Below are 24,564 nucleotides of genomic sequence, written 5' to 3'. Positions count from 1 at the left end.
AGCTTAAAAGATGTCATTTGAAATATCAATATTAAAATTATTGTTCTTATAAAGTTCCTTTTTCATATCAGATACAAGTTTTACAAGGACAGAGTTTGAAGATCCAATATAATTATCATAATTTAGAGAACCAATAGGAGAGAGCGTTTCCACCAATGAATTTAATTTTAAATTACTAAATCTTTTAAAACTCAACTCGACGACCTCATTAAAAATATCAAAAAGTGCACGGAAAATCATAGATTTAGTAAGTTTTGCTTTCTCTGAATTTGTAGAAAGTAAAACAACTTCTGCTGCTTCTAAGTAATTCTTAACAGCTTTGTAAACAACGTTAATATCTTCATCAGAAAAATAGCCAGAATCTAAAATTTTACTAGTTGCTTGATTGAACGTATTTTTAGATATTTTACCAACCCTGCTTTTCGTAGCAGACATTAAACCAGTAAGTACGCTATCTTTATTCAATAATTCAAATAAGTCTCTTTGTTTCTCTTCTTTTTTAGTTTCTTTTCCAGATAAGTTTTTAATATCAATTAATAAAGTAGTTGGTACACCTTTTTGATTTGTATTAATGTCAATAAAAAGGTTTACTTCTTCAAATGTTTTTAAATTATTGAAAATAATTACTGGTATTTTATGTGTTTTATCTGATAAAAACATCCCATATAATCTATGTTGCCCATCCAATACCAAAAATGAATTTTTGGAGTTAGAGAAAGATATTTTTGAGTTTTTTTCATCATATTTTAAGTTCGCACTTGGTTGAGCACTTAAAATCAGTGGAGATGGTATAACCCCATTATCTGAGTCCATATATTTAGCTATGTCTTTAGCTCTATTGGTATTCAATATTCTTTGAAAGCCTTTTATTGAATCTTCTTCTCTATTTAACACATAAGCAATATCTTTAAGAACATTTGTATCAAGAGTAGTTATGTAAAAAGTTTTATTATTTTGTTCTAATTTTAAAGATTGATAGCTGGCCATTTTATTTGTTTTATTCAAATTTAAAGTTTTATCCTTAGCCATTACTGTTTGCTAAGTCTAAATTCTATAATTTTTTGTTTTCGTGTTCGTTATTTTCGCAATCTCACTTTTCAACTATTTTGAACACCAAAGAAGAAATAAAATAAGGTCGTTTTGTATTTTTGCAGCTCTTAAAAAGAGTACATATGTGGTACAGACGCGCGCTTAAAATATCAATCATTTTCTTATACCTCATTATCATCGCAGGGGCGGTGGTACGTATGACGGGAAGCGGTATGGGTTGCCCCGACTGGCCACAGTGTTTTGGGTACTTAGTACCTCCTACAGAAGAGAGCGAGCTGCAATGGGAGCCTAACCATAGTTATGAAGATGGACAGGTCATTATACGCAATGAGTCTCTGCGCGTTGCCCCAGCAGATTTTACTTCTGGAGCCACCTATAATGAGCAAAACTGGGACACCTATGATACGCACGACTATGCCAGCTTTAACGTATGGCACACCTGGATAGAGTATATAAACAGGCTTGTAACGGCACTAGCCGGTATCCCTATGTTACTTATGGTAATACTCGCTTTCTGGTACTGGAAGGGGCGTAGGGGGCTTATTTTTGCCACTTTTATGGTGTTGCCTTTAATGCTTTTTCAGGCGTGGCTGGGTAAGCAAGTAGTAGACTCAAACTTACTGCCGGTAAAAATCACCATCCATATGATTGCGGCACTCTTTATCGTAGCGCTACTCTTGTTCTTGTGGTATAAATCGCAGCACAAAGAGATGGGGATTACGCTTTCGCGAAAGCGTACTTATGACCCTGTTTTTAAAAACCTCATTGTGATCGCTAGTATACTCACGCTTGTGCAAATAGCACTAGGCACACAAGTACGACAGTATGTAGATGAGCGCGTGGCAGAGGTAGGCTATGAGGCAAAGGAGTTATGGCTTAACCCGGCTACGGTATGGTTTTATGTACATAGATCTTTTTCTATACTCGTGACATTATTAAACCTATATATATTCTGGCGTAATAAAAACTTACTGCTAGGGCATACCAAGTTACTTAACTGGACGCTTATACTCATAGCCTTAGAGGTGGTGACGGGTATCGCGATGTATTATATAGATTTCCCGTTTGGGAGTCAGCCATTACATTTAGTCTTAGCGTCATTACTTTTTGGGGTTCAGTTTTATATTTTGTTAGAAAGTTTCCCAAAAAGGGAGGCTATCACACCTACGATATAGGGATAAACCAAGTATCTTTACCATCTTAAAATTTGTACAATGATTTACCGTTTTAGAGCAATTCTAGACACAGAAGAAGATGTTTTTCGCGATCTTGAGATCGAAGCTGCGGCTACGCTTGAAGACTTGCATAATGCTATAAACCAGTCTTTTGGGTTTGATGGGGCAGAGGTTGCTGCTTTTTACCTAAGTGATGATACCTGGATGCAGGGCGAGGAGTTTGCCCAGTTTGAAATGGGTGAGGGTGAGAGCCAGTTGCGCCTTATGAATGAGACGTCACTAGACGGGCTTCTGGGAGAACACCAGACGCGTCTTATATATGTATATGACTTCTTAAATATGTGGCGTTTTCTTGTAGAGCTTGCAGAGATTACAGAGCCAGAAGATGGCGTGACGTATCCTAACCTTATGTTTGTACAAGGGCAAGTGCCAGACCAAGCGCCAGAGTTTGAGATGGAGCCACAAGACGAGGAAGATGAGGATGATGATGAGTTTAATGATGATTACAACATCGACGATTTTGACGATTTAAGTTTTGATGAGAACTGGAATTAGTATTCTTGTATCTCTTTATAACCTAACCTGTGTGCATCGCATACATCACAACACATACATACGACTATGATAAATTTATATAGCGCTCAGATAGAGTCACTATCTATACACCGTATAGGTAATAAAGGAAAGGCAGAAGGACTTTTTGTATCTCAAGATCCGTATCCTTTAAGTGATGAGCTTACTCCGCTTATTAAGGAGTTTTTCTTTAAACCTTTTAGAGAAAAGGAGGAGAACTACTATAAGTTTTTTCACGATCAAGATTTAGAGTTCAATACGCTTTTTACGTTAGCAAAGAAGATTTTTGATAATCCGCACGGGACGCATTTACTCTCTGAGGATATTGCAAAACACTTATATGCACAAAGTGATCACCCGCACATTAAGGCTGGTGAGTTGTATATCGCACACCTAGAAGGCGTACAGATAGATAATATCAAAACAGATGCTTTAGGTATCTTTAAGAGTGAGTTAAAGCAGGATTTCTTGCAGTTTCGCGAAAGCGGGACAAACCTAGAGATGATACTTGAGCAAGGTATTAATCTTAATAAACTAGATAAAGGCTGTCTTATCTTTAACCATAAGGAGGACGAAGGGTATAAGGTACTCTCTGTAGATTCTAACCGTTATGATACAAAGTACTGGCTAGAGAATTTTATGGGTGTAGAGACCTTTGAAGATGATAACTTCTACACAAAGAAGTATCTTAAGTTTTGTCAAGACTTTGCAAAAGACGTAGTACTCCCTGCCGAAGATAAAAAGGAGGAAGTGCTGTTTATGAACCGCGCGGTAAATCACTTTGCAAAAAATGACACCTTTGAGGAAACGGCTTTTATGAATGATGTGATAGATAATCCGGATCTTATACCAGAGTTTCGTCATTATAAAACAGAGCAGTCGCCTAAGTATAAAATTGAAGACCTTACAGACTTCTCGATAAGCAATAAAGCGGTTACAGCACAGCGTAAGAAAATAAAAAGTGTGATTAATCTCGATACCAATATCCAGATTAAAATGGACTTTATTAACCCAGAAAGCGCAGAGAAATTTGTAGAAAAAGGATGGGATGAAGAAAAGCAGATGTACTACTACCTTGTGTACTTTAACAAGGAGCAGAACTAAGCCTTTCCATATTACATAAAAAAAGCGTAGCCAGATAGCTACGCTTTTTTTATGCTTTAAATCTCTTTTATGAGACGTTTAAGACTGATGTCTTCATAATTACGTTTTACAAACTCTAGCGCTGCACGTAGTACGGCTCCCATATTTGCAGCACGTTTAAATTTGAGATCACTTGTAAAGTCAAAAATATCTGCTCGTAGTTGACGCACATTCTCACGAGGAGAGATATTATCTGTAGCCATCACACGTAGTAATCTCGTGAGTCTCTTTTTACCATTGAGAATTCTCCTTGCAAGAAGTGCTCTCTCTTCATTACGGTACTGCTCGATAGAGCGGTTGTCTAGTCGCTTTGCAACTAGTTGTACCAGTCTTATGTTTTCTTTAAAAATAGCAGGTTGATATACTTTAAAATTACCTTCAAAACACTGTTGGTCAAAATCTATTGCACGTATTTTATAACGTACCGTGTCAAAATCGTGGGTAGGGATAATAACGTAGTTATAAGCTCTCATATCACCCAGTAGGGTAATCATACAGCGCTCGTTAAACTTTACAAACTCCTTTGCGATTTGTGTAAGACCTAGGTCATCACACTCGCTTAGGTGATTTTTTATAAACTCATCACCAGGTATACCAGAGATGTGCTCTTCTATAAGCGTGTCTTCATATACCAGAAAGTTAATACGGTTAGGCGATAAGATGTGCTCAAGCTCAAGTCCATAAACTCTACTAGCATCTGCCTGCTTTACATAAAAGTATACGTAGTTATTATTATAAATATTAAGCACCTTAATACGAAAGGGCTTAGAGTTACCAAAAGTGCAAAAGTCTATACCCGCAATGCGTAGGTAATCAAAGATATTCTCATTACCATCTGAGTGCAGCTGGGTATAAATGCGTTTAAGATTATACTCTATCTCATCTTGTTCAAACTCGGGATAGTAAACACGTATCCACAGCGTGTCATTATCTTCTTTATCAAAAACACTCACACCACCAGAAAACCTAAGCAGATCTTCATAAGAGATCGTAACCTCAGATGTCCTTGCGTAGGTGTCTAGATAGGAAAGAAGCTTCTCATTTACGGGAAATGAGGGTTTCTTTTTAGACATCAGTTTGTTTTCCATTGCGGGGTGTTTTTATGTAAAGATACTAAAGGCTTGTAACAAAAGGTCTACATAGCCGTCTTGTAAACACTAGCAATCAAAAAACATACTTCATATTGGAAACAATCCTAACGATTAATAATCTAACGAAACATTACGGCCTTGTAAAGGCTGTAAATGACCTCTCGTTTACGATAGAAAAAGGAAACGTATATGGCATACTAGGCCCTAATGGTAGTGGTAAATCTACCACCCTAGGTATGGTACTTAATGTGGTAAACCCTACTTCTGGAAACTTTCACTGGTTTGATGGGTCAGACACCACACATAATGCTTTAAAAAAGGTGGGAGCTATTATAGAGCGACCTAACTTTTACCCATATATGACTGCGGCACAAAACTTACAGTTAGTCTGCAAGATAAAGGATGTCCCGTCAGATAAGATTCAAGAAAAACTTGAAGTTGTAGGACTTCTAGATCGTATGCATAGCAAGTTTAGTACCTACTCACTAGGTATGAAACAACGTCTAGCCATTGCCTCTGCACTTCTTAACGATCCAGAGATACTTATACTAGATGAGCCTACAAATGGTCTTGACCCACAAGGTATACACCAGATACGTGAGATTATAAAGAAAATTGCCGCAGGAGGTACTACCATACTACTTGCCTCTCACTTACTAGATGAGGTAGAAAAAGTATGTACACACGTAGTTATCTTACGTAAAGGCGTAAAGTTATATTCAGGACGAGTAGATGCGATGAATGCTAGTCACGGCTTTTTTGAGTTGCGCACAGATAACTTATCTATGCTCGAGACCTATCTCAATGCCCACTCAGATTTTGGCGAGGTAAAGATAGAAGGCGACTTGCTCACTGGGTTTTTATTAAATCCGCTAGAAGCCAAAGAGCTCAACACGCAACTACACCAGCAAGGTATCGTGCTCACGCACCTTGTAAAGCGCAAAGAGAGCTTAGAAGAGCAATTCCTTGAATTAACTAAAAACTAAACAACCCAATGTTACGACTACTCACCATAGAATATCATAAACTCAGACACAGTAAGACATCACGTGTCCTAATCATAGGGTACTTTGTATTGCTATCTGCTATAGCACTGCTTGCCTCAATTAAGTTTAACCTTTTTGGAGCCGAGTTTCGTCTGGCAGACCAAGGTATTTTTAACTTTCCATACATCTGGCACTTTAATACGTATGTAGCGGCAATACTCAAATTTTTCTTAGCCGTTGTAATAGTATCAATGACTGCAAATGAGTACAGCAATAGAACGCTTAAACAAAACCTCATAGACGGTTTGAGTAAGAAGGAATTTATACTCTCTAAGTTCTTAACTGTTGTTGTCTTCTCAGCTATCTCTACTTTATTTGTGGCGGTACTCAGTCTTATCTTAGGCTTCTCGTTTTCAGATTTTACAGAGATGTCTATCATATTTTCTGACCTAGAGTTCTTATTTGCTTTTTTCCTTAAGCTGGTCGCCTTTTTCTCATTCTGTTTATTTTTAGGGATACTTATAAAACGCTCTGCATTTGCACTTGGCTTTTTATTAATGTGGTATTTCTTTGAAGGAGTTGTACAGCTCATCTGTTTATTCTTTCAAGAGAAGTATGATATGGAAGGACTACGCAGCAACGTCTCACAATTTTTACCACTTGAGAGTATGAGCAACCTTATAGAGCAACCACTCACAAGGCTCAATGTTGTACAGTCTGCAGCAAATCAAATTCAGGCAGATGTCCTTTCAGATTACACGGTATACTTTCACGAGATAGCTATCGTATCGGTATGGACGTTCTTATTTATATATGCAAGTTTACTATTATTAAAGAAAAGAGACTTGTAGTATCACGCTTTCGCGAAAGCGTAATCAATCACAATGCAACCTCAAAAGGGTTGCATTTTTTGTATCTTCATATCAGAAATCAGTCCTGGCGGTGACTTAAAAACCTAATGTTTTAATCATCTTGAAAAAGTGATGGTAGTTGAAACCCCGTTTGTAGCTGAAAATTAAAAGGATAATACCCTGTAAAGTACTGTGAATCTTAAAAAATAACCTATTTTCGCGAGAATGTCTATGACCTTTAAAGATCTCAATCTCGATAAATTTTTGTGGAATGCCCTAGATGATATGGGGTACACACAACCTACTCCTATACAGGTAGATGCACTTGCGCCTGTAATGTCTGGAAGTGACGTAGTAGGAATTGCTCAAACCGGTACAGGTAAAACATTTGCATACCTCTTACCTATACTAAGAACATTACCATACTCAAGACAAGAAAACCCTCGTGTACTTATTCTAGTCCCTACTAGAGAACTTGTACTACAAGTGGTAAACGAACTTGAAAAGCTCACAAAATACATAGATGTGCGTATTGCGGGTGTTTATGGTGGTTCTAATATCAATACCCAGAAAGCACTCATTGCTCAAGGGCAAGATATTGTAGTAGCGACACCTGGTAGACTGTATGATCTAGCCGTGAGTAGAGTATTGCAACTTAAATCTATCCAAAAAGTAGTGATAGATGAGGTAGATGTGATGCTGGATCTAGGTTTTAGACCACAGCTTATGAACATTTTTGACATTCTCCCAAAAAGGAGACAGCACATTATGTTTAGCGCCACGATGACAGAGGATGTAGATGCGCTTATTAAAGATTATTTTAACAAACCTAAGTTCATAAAAGTTGCTCGTAGTGGGACACCGCTAGAAAATATAAAGCAAGTAGGGTATAAGATACCTAACTTCTATACCAAGGTTAACTTTTTACTAGAAGAGCTCGCTTCCGCGAAAGCGTACCCAAAAACGTTATTATTTGTAAGAGACAAGCGTATGGCAGACAGGCTATACCTCAAGCTTGAAGAAGCGTTTCCGGGGCAAGTAGATCTCATACACTCTAACAAGACACAAAATTACCGTATAAACAGTATCAATGCCTTTTCTGAAGGTAAAGTACGTATGATGGTAGCGACAGATGTAATGGCGCGTGGTCTTGATATAGATGACATAACACACGTTATAAATGTAAACACACCTCGTTTTCCTGAAAACTATTTACATAGAATAGGGCGTACGGGTAGAGCACAAAAAGAAGGTACTTCAATAGTATTAAGCACTCCAGCCGAAGATGCTTTTCTAGAAGAGATAGAAGCGCTTATGGGTGTAAAAGTACCTATAGAGACGCTGCCAGAAGATGTTCAAATCTCTAAAGAACTCACACCAGAAGAGCGACCAGAAGCCAAAGAAATTTTTAATCCTCATAAATGGAATAAAAATGATGAGGATGCTCCGGGACCAGCTTTTCACGAGAAGAGTGAGAAAAACTCTAAGGTAAATCTAGGAGGTTCTTACAGAAGAGAAATTGCAAAAAAATACAAGAAGCCTAAGACTAGAGGCGATAAAAACTATAATAAAAGAAATAAACGAAAGTAAACAATGAAGCGACTACTGCAGATGTTAGGGATCTGTCTAGCCGTACTACTATTACATTCTTGTTTTGACAAGAGTAAGTATGCCCCCGAGCCTTACCTAAGGCCGCTAGAGATAATAAAACTATCTGATCAAGACTATATGCACGTCTCATATCTTAAGGACGGTAATGGTGGTTACATACCTTGCAATGGTTATATACGTAAGGAGGGTGATGAGGTTTTTGTATTTGAGACACCCCTAGATGATTCAACATCTGTACAACTTATTGACTTTATACAAAATGATCTTAACGCGACCATAAAGGCCGTTATGGTGAGTCACGCTCATATAGATGGCGCAGGCGGTGTAAAAGCATTTTATGAAGCAGGTATACCTACATATGGCTCGTCAAAAACGGCAGCATTACTTGCGAGAGATACAATTACCTTAAGTAATACATTCCAGCTTAAAGATAGTTTGATGCTAGGGAAGACGCTCGTAAAGATGGATTACTTAGGTCCTGCACATACAGATGATAATGCGATAGCCTATCTAGAAGGACCAGAGGTATTACTAGGCGGGTGTATGATAAAATCTCTAGAAGCTGGAAAAGGCAATCTAGCAGATGCAAACCTAAAGGAATGGGCAAAGACCGTAGCCACAGCAAAGTATCTGTATCCAGATGTAAAACAAGTAATACCAGGTCACGGGAGACGTGGAGACAGCTCACTGCTTACCTATACTATTAAAATGTTTCAGGTAGAAGAGCCCATAATTAAAGAATTAATAAACACCAATGAGCAGGAAACTGTTCAATTATAACTAATATATAATGGAGAATAATAAAAAAGTAGCAGGTCTAGCACCTATAGCCGTAGAGCTTGAAGAAGGAAAAAAATACTCTTGGTGCACTTGTGGACACTCTGCAAAACAGCCATTTTGTGATGGCGGACATAAAGCGGCAGAGAGTACCCCTAGTTTACGTTTTGAGGCAGTAAAAACTGGCACTGCCTACTTATGTAATTGTAAGATGACTAAGAATCCTCCTTATTGTGATGGAAGTCACAAAACCTGCGAGATAGGTTAAAACGGTCATTTATAGATATAAAAAATCCCCTTGATAAACTTCAAGGGGATTTTTGTTTTATAAGCTATAATCTTATGCAGTAAGCCCCATAGTCTTTGCTTTATCCATCATAAAGGCAACGGCAGCTTCTTTTTCGTTAGGTATCTCTCCTTCTAGTATAGCCTCCTTTATGGCTTCTTTGAGCGTTCCTATCTCACGACAAGGCTTTAGATTAAAGGTTTCCATAATTTCTTCACCAGATACTGGTGGCTGGAAGTTACGTATGTGATCGCGCTCCTCAACCTCTTTCATCTTCTCACGCACAACCTTAAAGTTGTTATGGTAGCGTCTAAAGCGTTTTGGGTTTTTTGTAGTAATATCTGCCTCACAAAGCGTCATAAGATCTTCTATATAATCTCCTGCGTCAAAAATGAGTCTTCGCACAGCACTATCTGTCACGTGATCTTCAGAGATAACAATAGGGCGTGAGCTCATCAATACCATCTTTTGAACAAACTTCATCTTGTCATTAAGAGGCATTTTAAGGCGCTTAAATAGTTTGTAAACCATCTTTGACCCTACAAACTCGTGCCCGTGAAAGGTCCACCCCACTTTTTTTGAAAACTTCTTAGTAGGTGCTTTTCCTATATCGTGTAAAAGCGCTGCCCATCTCAACCATAGATTATCTGTATGGCGAGAGATATTATCTACCACCTCAAGGGTGTGGTAAAAGTTGTCCTTATGTTTTTGACCCTCTATCTCGTCTATACCCTTAAGAGCAACAAGCTCTGGTAAGATATAAGGAAGTAAGCCTGTTTTTTCTAATAATAAGAATCCTTTAGAAGGCACTGGGCTCAACATTATCTTGTTAAGCTCGTCTACAATACGTTCATTAGTAATAATCTTAATACGCTCTGCATTACGTGTGATAGACTCCATAGATTTGCGTTCTATCATAAAATCAAGTTGTGTGGCAAATCTTATGGCACGCATCATACGCAACGGGTCATCACTATAGGTAATATCTGGATCAAGTGGAGTGCGTATTATTTTACAATCCAAATCACTTATCCCTCCAAAGGGATCAATTAAATCTCCATAACCTTCATCATTAAGACGTATGGCTAGCGCATTTATGGTAAAGTCTCTCCGGTTTTGATCATCTGCTAGCGTGCCGTCTTCTACTACTGGGTTGCGGCTATCTTTTGAGTATGACTCCTTGCGAGCTCCTACAAACTCTACATCTATCTGGTTAGAGCGCAACATTGCGGTCCCGTAGGTTTTAAAAACTTGAACTTTCGGTTTGTTAGGTAACAGTTCAGAGACTTTGCGAGCTAGCTTTATACCGCTCCCTACGGCTACAACATCTATATCTTTTACCTCACCACGTTTAAGGATGTAGTCACGCACAAACCCTCCTATGACGTATGTCTCGAGTTGTAAATCATCTGCAGCGCGTGAGATGGTATTAAAAATAGGATTGTTTAAAGCGTTTTTAAGATTCATTAGGTATGTAAAATATAAGGCAAAGGTACGGCTTCATTCCCTCTTTGTAAAAGTAGAATGAGCTGTAAAAAGGGTTGCCTTTGTAGGATGTTTATGTGGGGGTAATTACGCTTTCGCGAAAGCGTAAAAAACTACTTTCTAATAATAGTTACTTTACCGTCTTCTGTAAGTTTTATAATAGCACTTGGTTTGCTAGATTTACGACTGCGATCTATGTTTACTACATAATCTACACCATCTATAATCTCTTGTGAGATCTCGCTAAAGCTTTGTGGTGTAGGTTGTCCAGTAATATTTGCACTGGTTGAAACGATAGGTTTTTTAAACTTTTTAAGAAGAAAATTACAAAACTGATTGCGACATACTCTAAATGCTGTACTGTTGTCCGGCGCAATAACATTAGTGGCTACACGTATAGGATCGTCGTAGATAATGGTAGTAGGCTTTGCAGCATATTTAAGAATATCATAAGCTACCTCAGGTATATTTTCTACATACTGGTTGAGCATTTTGAAGTCACTTACTAAGCAGATTAGAGATTTACTTTCTGCTCGTTTTTTTAGTGCATATACTTTATCTACGGCGTCTGGATTAGTCGCATCACAACCTATACCCCATACGGTATCTGTAGGGTAGAGGATGAGACCCCCGCGTTTAAGTACTGCTAGTGCTGCGTCGTGTTCTTCTTTCATTAAATGATCTCTTTCATTTGCAAAGATAAATATAAAAGATTGCTCTTTTAAAAATCTAAGAGGTACTCTCTGCTTTAATTTTGATTATTTTTGAAAAAAATATCTGTATGCACATTTTACATATTAATGGTTCTCGACCTTGGGGAGGTAATGAGCAACAGCTTATTGATATGGTAATAGAACTTGAAAAGCTTGGGGTTAAAAACACTATTTTTTGTGCAAGAGATAGCGAGCTTTCTAAAGCTCTTAAAATAGCAGGAATTGACTTTATAGAAGCGCCCCACTCTAAATTTAAAAATGCAGAAAATAAAAAGGAATATGCTAGAGTAAAAAAGGCAATTGCGCCAGATATTATACATCTTCATACGAGTAATGCAATTATGTTTTTTATGAAAGAATATATTTTTTCTAAAAATAAAATTCCTGCTATTCTCTCTAAAAAAGGTATGGGAAGTAGTATGAGCTTCTTTAGTAAGTTTAAATACAACTTTAAGGGTATTAAAAAAATTATTTGCATCTCTAAACACACTGCATCTCAGATGAGAGAACAGATAATTTTTAAAAAAAACTGGTCAAGACTTGAAGTAGTATATGACGGTATACAACTAGATAGAATGGTCAAAAATGAGATAAACCTACGGGAAAAACTGGATACAAAATGTGATATAAAACTAGTAGGTAATATCGCAAACCACACTCCAGCAAAAGATTTACATACGTTTATAAAATCAATACATCACTTAGTAAATACTTTAGGAGAACGTAAGATACACATTGTACAGATAGGCGCACCTTCTAAGCATACCCAGGCACTTAAAGATGAGGTTACTCACTTTAAATTGTCTAGCTACATCACATTTTTAGGCGCTGTGCCTAACGCATCTGGCTTGTTACCACAACTAGATGCACACGTTTTAACTTCAGAAAGGGAAGGTATGGGACTCGTAAACTACGAGAGTTTTTATTATAAAATTCCCGTGATATGCACAGCAGCAGGTGGTATACCTGAGGTTGTAAAAGATCGAGAGACGGGCCGTCTGGCGCCTATTAAAGACTATAAAGCAATTGCTCAGGCTATTAAAGATACTTTAATAGAAGATTTGAATACAAAAAAGTACGTTGACAAAGCATATCAAGAGTTAATGGAAAATTATACAACTGGGTCTACCACAAAGCAAATTTTTAATATTTATCAAAAAGTTATCGCTTTATGAAAACCGCATTACTTATAAGTACTTATAATTGGCCAGATGCATTACAATTAGTATTAGATAGTGTTTTAGTTCAAACCCTACCTCCAAATGAAATACTGATTGCAGATGATGGATCAGACTCTAAAACTAAAAAGGTGATCGATGATTTTATAAGTAAATCTTCTGTAAGCGTAAAGCATTTCTGGCAAGAGGATATTGGTTTTAGGAAATCAATAATACTCAATAAAACTATTGCTTTTACAAATTCTGAGTATATTATACAGGTAGATGGGGATTGTATTTTACATCCTAATTTTGTAGAAGATCACACAGCTTTTGCTAATAGAGGTTTTTACTTATATGGTAGCCGGGTTAATATTAAACAACCTTTTGCGACCGAAATATTGATGAAACGTATCAAAATCTTTAATGTGTTTTCAAAACAAATAAAGAATAAAACAAGAACACTTCACTCTCCATTTTTAAGTAATTTCTTTAAGGGTAAATTAGGTGTGCCTGATAAATTTAGAGGATGTAATTTTTCATTTTGGAGAGATGATTTTATTGCTGTAAATGGTTACAATGAAGATATGACTGGTTGGGGTAGAGAAGATTCAGAACTTATTATTAGACTGACTAATAATAATGTTAAAGGTAGGAGACTGAGATATAGAGGTATTGTTTATCATATTTGGCATAAAATAAATTCTAAAGCAAGACTTACAATCAACGATAGTATACAACAAGAAGCAATAAATAAAAAAATCATATTTTGTAGTAATGGTGTGTCAAAATACATTAATAAAGAATTTTTTACAGACTAATATGGTGATTGAATTTACAAAAACATTTTCACCCAATTTTAAAGGAAATCCTAAAGAGATAATTAGTTTAATAATTAATTTTGATACACAAGGAAAATCCTTTGATGAGCGTGATCGTAACTCACTTAAACTATTTAATATAGGTGATGAGACGATTAATGTAAAGTCATTTAAAGTTCCTCACCTTATAAATAAAATTGCTTATAAATTTTTTAGAAGCTCAAAGGCCGAACGCTCATTTACTTACGCACATAAGTTACTTGAGAACGGGATTTTAACTCCTACGCCCATTGCATATTTTGAAGAAGAAACTATACTCTTTGGTCATAGTTATTATGTAAGTAAGCATCTTAAGTATGACCTTACGTATAGAGAGCTCACAACCGAAGGTATTTACAAGGGTAATAAAGAGATACTAGCAGCCTTTGCAAAATTCACGTATACACTTCACAATAAAGGCATACATTTTCTAGATCATTCTCCTGGTAATACGCTTATTGTAATCAAGGATGATGGCTATGATTTTTACCTCGTAGATCTCAATCGTATGAATTTCGGATCTATGGATTTTGAAACTCGTATGACAAATTTTGAACGCCTTTCATATAATGAGAGTGATATTGCTATTATGGCAAAAGCTTACGCGAAAGAAAGTGGAGAAGATCAAGAAAAAGTTTACAAAGCTATATGCAATGCAACTCAGTCTTTTCAAGAAAAATTTCACAAAAAGCAACAGCTAAAAAAGAAGCTAAAATTTTGGAAGAAAGCATAAAGTTGCGTCAATTGTGTGTAGATTAGTTCTTACTTGTGATAATAAGACAGCAAGTCGTTATTTAGTTCTACCTTCGCGATTATATAGAAGTGGCTGCATATAGGTCATTTCAGAAAACCTATTTATGTCATTTAAATCTTTGGGGCTATCTGACGCCCTGCTCAAAGCTGTGAGCGAAAAAGGCTATACAACGCCATCACCTATTCAACAAAAAGCAATTCCAAAAGTACTAGAAGGTAAAGATGTTCTTGCCAGTGCTCAAACGGGTACCGGTAAAACCGCAGGCTTTACATTACCTATGTTACACAACCTTATCGCAAACCCGCGACAAGGTAGGCGCAAAGTAAGAGCGCTTGTACTTACACCTACTAGAGAGCTAGCTGCTCAGATCTATGATAATGTGCGCGAGTATAGTAAGTACGTAGATATTAAATCTACAGTAATTTTTGGCGGAGTAAATCAAAATCCTCAAGTACGTACCATACGTCAAGGAGTAGATATCCTTGTGGCAACACCAGGGAGACTACTTGATCTTGAGAATCAAGGCCTACTTAGTCTTTCTGATATTGAGTTTTTAGTGCTTGATGAAGCAGACCGTATGCTTGATATGGGGTTCATACACGATATTAAAAAAGTATTACGATTAGTACCTGCAAAGAGACAGAACCTGCTTTTTAGCGCTACTTTTAATAAAGATATTAAGAAACTTGCAAGTAGTATACTTACAAATCCGGTACTAGTAGAAGCAACACCAGAAAACACAACCGCCGAAAAAGTAGACCAGAAAACCTACAGAGTAGATAAGTCTCGTAAGACCGAAATGCTTATAAAGTTTATTAATGAAGGTAACTGGGATCAGGTACTGGTATTTACAAGAACAAAGCACGGTGCAAACCGTCTTAGTCAAAAACTTGATAAAGCAGGAATAACATCTGCAGCTATACACGGTAATAAAACACAAAATGCGAGAGTAAAAGCACTTGCAGGGTTTAAAAGTGGTAAAATAAGAGTGCTTGTAGCAACAGATATTGCTGCACGTGGTCTTGATATCCCTTTATTACCTTATGTTATAAACTACGAGCTTCCTAATGTGCCAGAAGATTATGTACATAGAATAGGTCGTACAGGTAGAGCAGGAGCTAGCGGTCAGGCTATATCTTTAGTAGGGGTAGATGAGGTTGCTTATGTACGTAGTATTGAAAAACTATTAGGAGAAAAACTTCATAGCGAGGTGCTAGAAGGTTTTCAACCTACAGATACATTAGAGCAACTTAAAAAGGAGGCAGCAGAAAATAAAGCGCGTCACCAGCAAGGACGCCGTAATAGTCGTAATAGTAAACCATCTGGTGAGAAAAGAAATGATAAATCTAACAGTCGTTCTGGTAGATCTAGAAGAAGATAATTAAGTTTAAAACTTAGATTTTATAGTCCCCTTAGTTTTCTAAGGGGATTTTTTTTTTAGTATTTCATAAAATTTGAAAATAAGAGAAACCGCACTCAAGTAATTGAAAATAAATAGTTTGAGTGTCGTTTGCGTAGAAAAAACAAATACTTAACAATTTCTTATTCTTATTTATTCTAAATAAAGTTGTGTAGACCGTTACTCTCTCTTATTTTTGCCGTCGTAAACAAATTTACTATTTATAATAAGTCTAAATAAAAATGAAGAACTACTTACCAATAGCCCTAGCACTTACGACAATTGCATTTACATCTTGTGAAGATGATGATCCAGTAATAACTGATGGAGGTACAGATATAGAAGTAACGGCACCGGCTACATACTCTTTTGAGAGAGATGGAGAAAGTACTGTAAGCTTTTCTGGTCAAACTACTAGAATACAAATGGCTCAAGAGCTTGTAAGCGAGATGAGCAATTTTGACAATGCAACTGTAGCGTCACTATCTAATATGTTTTCAAATGAAGAAAACCCTTTTGAAAATGAAGATTTAAATGCTTCAGATAAAAGTATAAAAAGCAAGGTTGCTGCCTCTACAGATTATTATGCTGGTGATGCAGCAGGATCTGCAACAGTTAAGGCGTTTTTTGAAGCACGTCTTGCAGATCAAGTAAACGAAGTTTTTCCAGCTCAAAATACAGTAGCAGAAGCTGGTGTAGCTGGTCAGATTGCAGATGGAGAGAGTACAAGATATGTAAACGCTCAAGGTTTTGAGTACAACCAGATAGTTGCAAAGGGACTTATAGGAGCTCTTATGATAGATCAAGCGCTTAATAATTATTTAGGTACGGCTGTTCTTGACGAAGCTACTAATGTAGAAGATAATGATAACGGTGTTGTAGTAGAAGGGAAGTCTTATACTAATATGGAACACAAATGGGATGAAGCATTTGGTTACCTATACGGTAATGCTGCAGATGCGGCAAATGCAAATGCTACAGCAGGAACAGATGATAACTTTCTTAATAAGTACTTAGGTAGAGTAGAAGGAGATGAAGATTTTGCAGGAATTGCTCAAGAAGTTTTTGATGCTTTTAAACTAGGTCGTGCTGCTATTGTAGCAGGAGATTATGAGCTTCGAGATGAGCAGGCAGAAATATTAAGAACAAGATTATCTGAAGTAGTAGGTATACGTGCTGTATACTACTTACAGCAAGGTAAAAATGCCATAGAAGCAGGAGATTACGGTGCTGCTTTTCACGATCTATCAGAAGGTTTTGGGTTTGTGTACAGTTTACAGTTTACACGTAACCCTAATACAGATGCACCTTACCTTTCTACAGAAGAGGTAAATGCATTTATTAGTCAGCTTACAGCAGATAATGGTTTATGGGATGTTACTCCAGAAACCCTTGATGCTATATCTACTGCTATTGCGGCACAATTTGATTTTACAGTGACGCAGGCAGGAAGTTAATTTGAGTTTGTATGTAACTATAAAGGGAGCCCATTGGCTCCCTTTTGGTGGTAAAAAAAAGAATTACTTATGAAAAGAATTTTTGGAATACTAGCAATTTCGCTATTCATTTATGCCTGTGGAGGAGATGACACCACAGTAAGTACAGATGATACAGATACTGTAACTCCAGTAACTTTTGATCGTAGTGCGATGCTCACAAACTGGGCAGATAATATTATAATACCAGGTTATCAAGACTTTGTCGCAAAAGTTACTACGCTAGAAGCGCAAGTAGCCTCATTTACAGATACGCCTAGTGACCTTACCGCGGTAAGAGCAGCTTGGATAGATGCATATACCACTTGGCAACGTGTATCTATGTTTGAAGTAGGACCTGCAGAGACGGTTAACTTACGTCTTAATGTAAATATATACCCGGCAAATGTCGCTACTATAGAAGATAACATCACAGCAGGATCTTATAACTTAGATCTTTCTTCTAACAGAGCAGCCAAAGGCTTTCCAGCAATAGACTACTTACTATATGGTCTAGGTGAAGACGACGCAGCTATACTTGCAATTTATAACGGTACAGATGGCGATGCTTACAAGCAATACCTTGTAGATATAACGGCAGATATGAAAACTCTTGCGACCACAGTACTTAACGAGTGGGAAGGAGATTACAGAGAAACCTTTGTTGCAAATGACGGGGCATCTGCAACGGCATCTACAGATCGTTTTGTAAATGATTATATCTTTTATTTTGAGAAGCACTTAAGAGCAGGAAAAATGGGTATCCCTGGAGGCGTGTTTTCTGGAAGTGTTGAGCCTAATAATATAGAAGCACTTTATGCTGGAGGTATCTCAAAAGATCTTTTTATAGTAGGACTTAACGCTACCCAAGATTTCTTTAATGGTAAAGCATATAACAGCAGCGCACAAGGCGAGAGCCTTGCGAGTTACTTAGATGAACTTAATGCGATTAAGGATGGGGCAGATTTGAGCGAGATAATCAATTCTCAATTTGACGTTTCAAGAACCGTAGTTTCTGCTTTAGGTAACTTTGAGCAGGAGCTGGCCGTAAACCCTCCTACAAATTTCTTAAACGCTTATGATGAGGTACAACGCCTTGTACCATTACTCAAAGTAGATATGGTAAGCGCTATGAGTATAAGTATAGACTTTGCAGATGCAGACGGAGATTAGATACTAGATGAGTTCACGCATAACAACATATTTAAATACACAAAGAGAGGCCGCACCACTAGCGGTCTTTCGTGTGTTTTTTGGTGTGTTAATGTTTGCGAGTATTGCGCGCTTTTGGAGTTATGGATGGATAGAAAAATTTTACATCACTCCTAGCTTTCACTTTACTTTCTACGGGTTTGAGTGGGTGAGACCCTTAGGTGATTATACCTACTTACTTTTTGCCATTTGTGCATTAAGTAGCCTCTTTGTAATGGTAGGTTATAAATACCGCTGGGCAATTATAATTTTCTTTTTAAGCTTTACTTACATAGAGCTTATGGATAAGACAATGTATCTTAACCACTACTACTTCATCAGTATGTTAAGCTTCTTGATGATATTTCTTCCAGCTGGAGCTTACTTTTCTGTAGATGCTATTACGCTTTCGCGAAAGCGTAACACAATCCCACCACAATTCATCCCTGCTTGGACTATAGATAGTATAAAACTGCTTTTGGGTATTGTTTATGTGTATGCCGGTCTGGCAAAACTTAATAGTGACTGGCTCTTTAAAGCGATGCCGCTTAAAATATGGTTACCGTCTAAATTTGATATACCCCTCATAGGCAACCTTATGGGTGAGGAGTGGGTTCAGTATGCCTTCAGCTGGTTTGGTGCGGGTTATGACTTGTTTATTCCCTTCTTTTTGCTGTATAAAAAGACGCGCCCTTATGCCTTTGTAATGGTAATAATCTTTCACGTGCTTACACGCGTGTTATTTCCTATCGGGATGTTTCCTTATGTGATGATTGTAAGCGCACTCATCTTTTTTGACGCAGCGTTTCATAAAAAGATTATTTACGCTTTCGCGAAAGCGTTAAAATACCCCACAGCACTACTCAAAACGAGTAAGAAATACATTACTAGTTCTGCTATTTCAAAAAATTATGCGGTTGCTGTTGTTGTCATATTCTTTGTGATACAGATTTTATTACCGTGGCGATATCTAGCTTATCCTGGTGAGTTATTCTGGACCGAAGAGGGTTATCGTTTCTCCTGGCGCGTGATGCTTATGGAAAAATCTGGGTATGCTCAGTTTAAAATAGTAGACGGTGTGACAGGCAGACGATTTTATGTAGATAACACAGATTTTTTGACTCCGTTGCAAGAAAAGCAAATGAGTTTCCAGCCAGACTTTATTCTCGAGTATGCTCACTATCTTCGCGACCATTTTGAGAGTCAAGGCCATCAAGAGGTGCAAGTATATGTTGAGTCATACGTTGCTCTTAATGGGAGATTGAGTACAACATACATAGATCCAGAGGTAAATCTGGCAGAAATAGAAGATTCTTTTAAACACAAAACGTGGGTTATCCCATTTACAGATGAGATTAAAGGTTTATAATACACTTGTTTTTATACTTATAGCAACTACTGCCATTGCTCAGAGCAGCCTGAGCGGTACAATTTCTTCTCAAGATGGGAAGGCGCTAGAAGATGTTGAGATTTACTTAAGAGAAGCAAATCAAGTAGCTAGTACAGATGCGGCTGGAAAATACCGTTTTGAAAATATAGAAAACGGCACGTTTAACCTCATCGTTTTTGGACTGGCTTATGAACTTGTAGAGCAACAAATACGTATAGAAGGAGAAACTGTAAAAGACTATACACTTACACCACTAGGTGAATCTCTAAGCGAGGTAGTACTCACAAGCCGAAGAGAAAAGATTTTTGCCTTACGATCACTTAAAAAAGTTGAAGGAACTGCAATTTATGCGGGTAAAAAAAGTGAAGTAGTACTGGTAGATCAACTTACGGCAAACCTTGCCGCAAATGCCCCGAGACAAATATATAGCCAGGTAGTAGGCCTTAATATCTACGAGAACGGCGATGCAGGGTTGCAGCTTAATATAGGTGGCCGTGGTCTAGACCCTAATCGCTCTGCAAACTTTAATATACGACAGAATAATTATGACATAAGTGCAGATGTGCTGGGGTATCCAGAGAGTTACTATACACCACCGGCAGAGGCGCTTAAAGAGATACAAGTAGTGCGTGGTGCTGCATCTTTACAGTACGGAACACAGTTTGGCGGATTGATAAATTTTAAATTCAGAGAACCCGTAAAAGATAAGAAGATTGAATTAATATCAAGGCAAACCGCAGGCTCGTATGGATTGTTTACCTCTTTTAATAGCCTAAGCGGTACGGTAGGTAAATTAAGCTACTACACATATTTTAACTACAAAGAAGGTGATGGCTGGAGACCTAACTCTCAGTTTAACAGTCGTAATTATTTTGCACACGTGGCATATGAGTTAAGCGAGCGCACTACACTTACGGGAGAACTCACTCTTTTTAATTATTTAGCAAAACAGGCTGGAGGCCTTACAGATGCTCAATTTATAGAAGACCCTAACTTTAGCAACCGTGACCGTAACTGGTTTGATGTAGACTGGAAGGTGTACTCTTTGCGACTTGATCACGCTTTTAGTGATAAAACAGATTTTAGTTTAAATGTTTTTGGTCTAGATGCACAACGTAGCGCTGTAGGTTTTAGAACAAATAGAGTATCACAACCAGATGATGTAGAAGAGCCTAGAGAACTTCTTGTAGATAATTTTACAAACTGGGGAGCAGAGGCGAGATTACTTAGTAGGTATCGTATAGGTGATAAAGATGCGGTCTTCTTGATAGGAAGTAAGTACTATGATGCTAGTAATAGCCAGCAGCAAGGACCCGGAACTACAGCTGGCGATGCAGATTTTAGCTTTGCAACAGAGCACTTTCCTAATTATGAACGACAGGCGCAGTTTGATTTTCCTAATAAGAACTTAGCGGTTTTTGGAGAAAATATTTTTAACCTTACAGAAAGGTTTACGATTACACCCGGCTTTAGATTTGAGTATATAAAAACAGCAAGTGCTGGTTCTTATAAAGACATCGTGTTAGATCTAGCAGGTAACGTGCTTGTAAATCAAGACCTGGCAGATAATCGTGATTTTGAACGTGACTTTTTATTGTTGGGACTTGGTACTACATACCAGTTGTCTCCGGCTGTTGAGTTGTATGGTAACTTTAGTCAAAACTATCGTTCTGTTACTTTTAATGATATACGAGTGGTAAACCCATCTTTTGTGGTAGATGAAGATATTAAAGATGAAGAAGGCTTTACCGTAGATATAGGGGCAAGAGGTCGTATAGATAATAAGTTTGCTTATGATATTAGTGCCTTTGGTGTGCGCTATGATGATCGCCTAGGAGAAGTGCTTTTTGAAGATACAGATGGTAGTATAAAAAGGCGTCGTGGTAATATAGGCGATGCTTTTATCTATGGCCTTGAGGTTTTTACAGACTGGAACCTACGCAATACATTTTTTGAAAGTCATAAAGAGTTTAAACTCAATTTATTTACAAACCTCGCGCTTACTAGTTCAGAGTATCTTAGTTCTGAGGAGATAGGGGTTGAGGGTAACGAGGTAGAGTTTATACCAGATGTAAATTTAAAAACAGGATTAAATTTTGGTTATAAGAATCTTACAGCAAGTGTTCAGTATACCTACCTCACAGAGCAATTTACAGATGCTACAAATGCGCCACAAGATGTAAATGATAATCAGCGTGGTATAGAGGGGAGTATTCCCTCTTATGGAGTGCTAGATGTTTCGGCAGCTTACTCTTGGAAGCAGTTTAAGCTAGAGGCTGGACTTAATAATGCACTTGATGAGTCATATTTCACAAGAAGAGCAACCGGGTATCCTGGTCCTGGTATTATACCTGCAGAGCCTCTCACATTTTATACTACACTACAGATTAAATTATAAGCCTGTCTTTTACGAGATATGCTACATATAATAAAAGCCCTCACATAAAGATATGAGAGGGTTTTTATTATTTATTAATAAGTAAAGTACTAAGCTTGTGCTTGTGGTGCCCACGATGCACAGAGCATACCCGGTGCAGCAGTTTTTGGGTTTGCACAATCGCTTTCTTCATAGCGCTTGCAAGTAACACAGTTACGGTCATCTTTAAGAACAGCCTTCATTTCAAAGCTGTCACAGGTATATGCTGAGTTTACGTGTACTTGGTGTTTGTTACAATAATTATCGTCTTTAAGTTGATCACAGTTTATACAGTTATGTGCAAGTTTAATAGCCATCTTTTTCTTTTTTTAAGTTCGTATTCTTTCCTAAAGTTATGAATAAAGAATGTTTGAAAATTATAAATAACTGTTAATCAGGTTGTTTGTATTTAGATTGAGTAAGAATAAAGAGATAGTTGCGGTAAAATTGATTCAAAATTTCTTATCGATATTTTATTTAAATCACTCATTTTAAATGTCTTAAATGTAGATTTGATAGATGGGCGAGTTATATTGATTAATTAAGCGTATCTTTGCACGCAATTAATTGTTAGCGTGGATTTATAGTAGTACGCTTTCGCGAAAGCGTAAAAATCTCCACTCTCACCTCTTAAAACAATAATTGCTATGACTGCACACGAAAATAAAATTCTAGGAGAAGGGCTCACCTATGACGACGTACTTCTAGTTCCTGCTTTTTCTGAAGTATTACCTAGAGAAGTAAGCATACAATCAAAATTTACTCGCAACATCACTCTTAATGTACCTATTGTCTCTGCGGCGATGGATACGGTCACAGAGAGTCGTATGGCAATTGCTATTGCTCAAGAAGGTGGTATAGGAGTATTGCACAAAAATATGACTATAGATGAGCAGGCTATCAAGGTGCGTAAAGTAAAGCGTGCAGAGAGCGGGATGATTATAGACCCTGTAACATTACCTCTTAAATCTTTAGTAAGTGATGCAAAGGCTGCAATGCGTGAGCATAGTATAGGAGGAATTCCTATTGTAGATGATAATGGAAAATTGATAGGTATTGTTACAAACCGTGACTTACGTTTTGAAAAAGACAATGACCGTCCGGTAAGTGAGGTGATGACATCAGAAAATCTTGTTACTGCAGCTGAGGGAACCTCTCTACAACAAGCAGAAGAGATACTTCAAAATCATAAAATAGAAAAACTACCTGTTGTAACAGGAGATAATACACTTGTGGGTCTCATCACTTTTAGAGATATCACAAAACTTACTTTAAAGCCTAACGCAAATAAAGATAAATTTGGTCGCCTACGCGTCGCAGCTGCTATAGGTGTTACTGGTGATGCTGTAGAGCGTGCTGGAGCACTTGTAAAAGCTGGAGTAGATGCTATTGTTATAGATACAGCTCACGGTCATACTAAAGGTGTGGTAGAGGTCTTAAAATCTGTAAAAGCATCTTACCCAGAACTAGATTGTGTGGTAGGTAATATTGCTACTGGAGCAGCGGCAAAATACCTTGTAGAAGCTGGTGCAGATGCTGTAAAAGTAGGTATAGGCCCAGGATCAATCTGTACAACACGTGTTGTTGCGGGAGTTGGTTTTCCTCAGTTTAGCGCCGTGTTAGAGTGTGCAGCGGCTATAAAAGGTACAGGAGTTCCAGTAATTGCAGATGGAGGCATACGTTATACAGGTGATATTCCTAAGGCAGTTGCCGCAGGAGCAGACTGTGTGATGCTAGGTTCTTTACTTGCAGGTACAAAAGAGTCACCAGGAGAGACTATTATTTATGAAGGACGTAAGTTCAAATCATATAGAGGTATGGGGTCTGTAGAGGCTATGAAGCAAGGCTCAAAAGATCGTTACTTTCAAGATGTAGAAGATGACATTAAGAAACTAGTACCAGAAGGTATTGTAGGTCGTGTACCTTACAAAGGTGAGCTTAACGAGAGTATCCACCAGTTTGTAGGAGGTCTAAGGGCTGGTATGGGTTACTGTGGTGCTGGTAGCATCGAGGCTCTTAAAGAAAATGGCCAATTTGTAAAAATCACTGCTAGTGGTATAAATGAGAGTCACCCACACGATGTGACTATCACAAAGGAAGCTCCTAACTATAGTAGATAGAAATTTTAGGATTACGCTTTCGCGAAAGCGTAATTACATATAGTGAAATAAAAAAAGAGCC

22 protein-coding genes are annotated in these 24,564 nt (G+C 37.6%); 17 read left to right on the top strand and 5 right to left on the bottom strand.

The features are described 5' to 3' along the window. Positions 1-3 precede the first annotated feature (3 nt). Positions 4-1,029, bottom strand: coding sequence for a DGQHR domain-containing protein (locus tag ACFO5T_RS14870; RefSeq protein ID WP_380035991.1), 1,026 nt, complete (start codon positions 1,027-1,029; stop codon positions 4-6). 143 nt (positions 1,030-1,172) lie between these two features. Between ACFO5T_RS14870 and ACFO5T_RS14865 the strand changes: the two genes are divergently transcribed. The 3 genes from ACFO5T_RS14865 to ACFO5T_RS14855 all read left to right on the top strand — a co-directional run bounded on the left by ACFO5T_RS14865 (position 1,173) and on the right by ACFO5T_RS14855 (position 3,902). Next, entirely contained in the window at positions 1,173-2,225 is a 1,053-nt protein-coding gene (locus tag ACFO5T_RS14865) for a COX15/CtaA family protein (protein ID WP_380035988.1), read from the top strand. A gap of 39 nt (positions 2,226-2,264) precedes the next feature. Beyond that, a complete protein-coding gene (locus ACFO5T_RS14860; protein WP_035328315.1) occupies positions 2,265-2,780 on the top strand; it encodes an IS1096 element passenger TnpR family protein in 516 nt (171 codons plus the stop codon). 66 nt (positions 2,781-2,846) lie between these two features. Next, the gene (locus ACFO5T_RS14855) at positions 2,847-3,902 is read left to right on the top strand and encodes a nucleoid-associated protein (protein WP_375252726.1); all 1,056 of its coding nucleotides are present in this window, start codon (positions 2,847-2,849) and stop codon (positions 3,900-3,902) included. 56 nt (positions 3,903-3,958) lie between these two features. Here ACFO5T_RS14855 and ACFO5T_RS14850 read toward each other — a convergent pair whose 3' ends face one another. Then, positions 3,959-5,029 (bottom strand): hypothetical protein, encoded by a 1,071-nt coding sequence (locus tag ACFO5T_RS14850; protein WP_038600429.1) that lies wholly within the window; start codon positions 5,027-5,029, stop codon positions 3,959-3,961. Positions 5,030-5,124: 95 nt separating this feature from the next. Here ACFO5T_RS14850 and ACFO5T_RS14845 point away from each other — a divergent pair, with 95 nt between their 5' ends. From ACFO5T_RS14845 to ACFO5T_RS14825, 5 genes are all read left to right on the top strand, one after another. Then, positions 5,125-6,018 (top strand): ABC transporter ATP-binding protein, encoded by an 894-nt coding sequence (locus tag ACFO5T_RS14845; RefSeq protein ID WP_375252727.1) that lies wholly within the window; start codon positions 5,125-5,127, stop codon positions 6,016-6,018. Between the two features lie 8 nt (positions 6,019-6,026). Continuing rightward, positions 6,027-6,869 (top strand): ABC transporter permease, encoded by an 843-nt coding sequence (locus ACFO5T_RS14840; protein ID WP_380035983.1) that lies wholly within the window; start codon positions 6,027-6,029, stop codon positions 6,867-6,869. Between the two features lie 231 nt (positions 6,870-7,100). Next, positions 7,101-8,459, top strand: a complete 1,359-nt coding sequence (locus tag ACFO5T_RS14835) for a DEAD/DEAH box helicase (protein ID WP_380036121.1) — start codon at positions 7,101-7,103, stop codon at positions 8,457-8,459. Positions 8,460-8,462: 3 nt separating this feature from the next. Further along, positions 8,463-9,260 (top strand): subclass B1 metallo-beta-lactamase, encoded by a 798-nt coding sequence (gene bla / locus ACFO5T_RS14830; RefSeq protein WP_380035980.1) that lies wholly within the window; start codon positions 8,463-8,465, stop codon positions 9,258-9,260. A 10-nt stretch (positions 9,261-9,270) separates the two neighbouring features. Beyond that, complete coding sequence (locus ACFO5T_RS14825) at positions 9,271-9,525, top strand: CDGSH iron-sulfur domain-containing protein (RefSeq protein ID WP_035328326.1); 255 nt, start codon at positions 9,271-9,273, stop codon at positions 9,523-9,525. A gap of 72 nt (positions 9,526-9,597) precedes the next feature. On the opposite strand, the gene ACFO5T_RS14820 is transcribed toward ACFO5T_RS14825, so the two are convergent. Beyond that, entirely contained in the window at positions 9,598-11,010 is a 1,413-nt protein-coding gene (locus tag ACFO5T_RS14820; protein ID WP_380035976.1) for a CCA tRNA nucleotidyltransferase, read from the bottom strand. Positions 11,011-11,141: 131 nt separating this feature from the next. Then, positions 11,142-11,702, bottom strand: a complete 561-nt coding sequence (locus tag ACFO5T_RS14815; protein WP_035328332.1) for an L-threonylcarbamoyladenylate synthase — start codon at positions 11,700-11,702, stop codon at positions 11,142-11,144. 107 nt (positions 11,703-11,809) lie between these two features. Between ACFO5T_RS14815 and ACFO5T_RS14810 the strand changes: the two genes are divergently transcribed. The 8 genes from ACFO5T_RS14810 to ACFO5T_RS14775 all read left to right on the top strand — a co-directional run bounded on the left by ACFO5T_RS14810 (position 11,810) and on the right by ACFO5T_RS14775 (position 22,365). Next, positions 11,810-12,916 (top strand): glycosyltransferase family 4 protein, encoded by a 1,107-nt coding sequence (locus ACFO5T_RS14810; protein WP_375252415.1) that lies wholly within the window; start codon positions 11,810-11,812, stop codon positions 12,914-12,916. After that, positions 12,913-13,719: a glycosyltransferase family 2 protein gene (locus ACFO5T_RS14805; protein WP_380035971.1), complete on the top strand. Its 807-nt coding sequence runs from the start codon at positions 12,913-12,915 to the stop codon at positions 13,717-13,719. The genes ACFO5T_RS14810 and ACFO5T_RS14805 overlap by 4 nt, the downstream gene beginning before the upstream one ends. 1 nt (position 13,720) lies before the next feature. Beyond that, a complete protein-coding gene (locus tag ACFO5T_RS14800) occupies positions 13,721-14,491 on the top strand; it encodes a Kdo domain containing protein (protein ID WP_380035968.1) in 771 nt (256 codons plus the stop codon). 124 nt (positions 14,492-14,615) lie between these two features. Then, entirely contained in the window at positions 14,616-15,893 is a 1,278-nt protein-coding gene (locus ACFO5T_RS14795) for a DEAD/DEAH box helicase (RefSeq protein ID WP_375252412.1), read from the top strand. Positions 15,894-16,153: 260 nt separating this feature from the next. Continuing rightward, the gene (locus ACFO5T_RS14790; RefSeq protein WP_380035965.1) at positions 16,154-17,368 is read left to right on the top strand and encodes a DUF4856 domain-containing protein; all 1,215 of its coding nucleotides are present in this window, start codon (positions 16,154-16,156) and stop codon (positions 17,366-17,368) included. 69 nt (positions 17,369-17,437) lie between these two features. Beyond that, the gene (locus ACFO5T_RS14785) at positions 17,438-18,559 is read left to right on the top strand and encodes an imelysin family protein (RefSeq protein ID WP_380035962.1); all 1,122 of its coding nucleotides are present in this window, start codon (positions 17,438-17,440) and stop codon (positions 18,557-18,559) included. A 7-nt stretch (positions 18,560-18,566) separates the two neighbouring features. Beyond that, entirely contained in the window at positions 18,567-19,946 is a 1,380-nt protein-coding gene (locus tag ACFO5T_RS14780) for an HTTM domain-containing protein (protein WP_380035959.1), read from the top strand. Then, on the top strand, positions 19,927-22,365 hold the full coding sequence (locus ACFO5T_RS14775; protein ID WP_380035956.1) for a TonB-dependent receptor domain-containing protein: 2,439 nt from the start codon (positions 19,927-19,929) through the stop codon (positions 22,363-22,365). Before ACFO5T_RS14780 ends, ACFO5T_RS14775 begins: the two co-directional genes overlap by 20 nt. Before the next feature lie 89 nt (positions 22,366-22,454). Here ACFO5T_RS14775 and ACFO5T_RS14770 read toward each other — a convergent pair whose 3' ends face one another. After that, positions 22,455-22,700, bottom strand: coding sequence for a hypothetical protein (locus ACFO5T_RS14770; protein ID WP_375252407.1), 246 nt, complete (start codon positions 22,698-22,700; stop codon positions 22,455-22,457). A gap of 330 nt (positions 22,701-23,030) precedes the next feature. Between ACFO5T_RS14770 and guaB the strand changes: the two genes are divergently transcribed. Beyond that, a complete protein-coding gene (gene guaB, locus ACFO5T_RS14765; RefSeq protein WP_038600485.1) occupies positions 23,031-24,503 on the top strand; it encodes an IMP dehydrogenase in 1,473 nt (490 codons plus the stop codon). Positions 24,504-24,564: the final 61 nt, after the last annotated feature.

Source organism: Dokdonia genika (assembly GCF_042652845.1).
Classification (GTDB): Bacteria; Bacteroidota; Bacteroidia; order Flavobacteriales; family Flavobacteriaceae; genus Dokdonia; species Dokdonia donghaensis.
The sequence above is the reverse complement of the archived record's forward strand: the minus strand, read 5'-3'. Positions and strand labels throughout refer to the sequence as shown.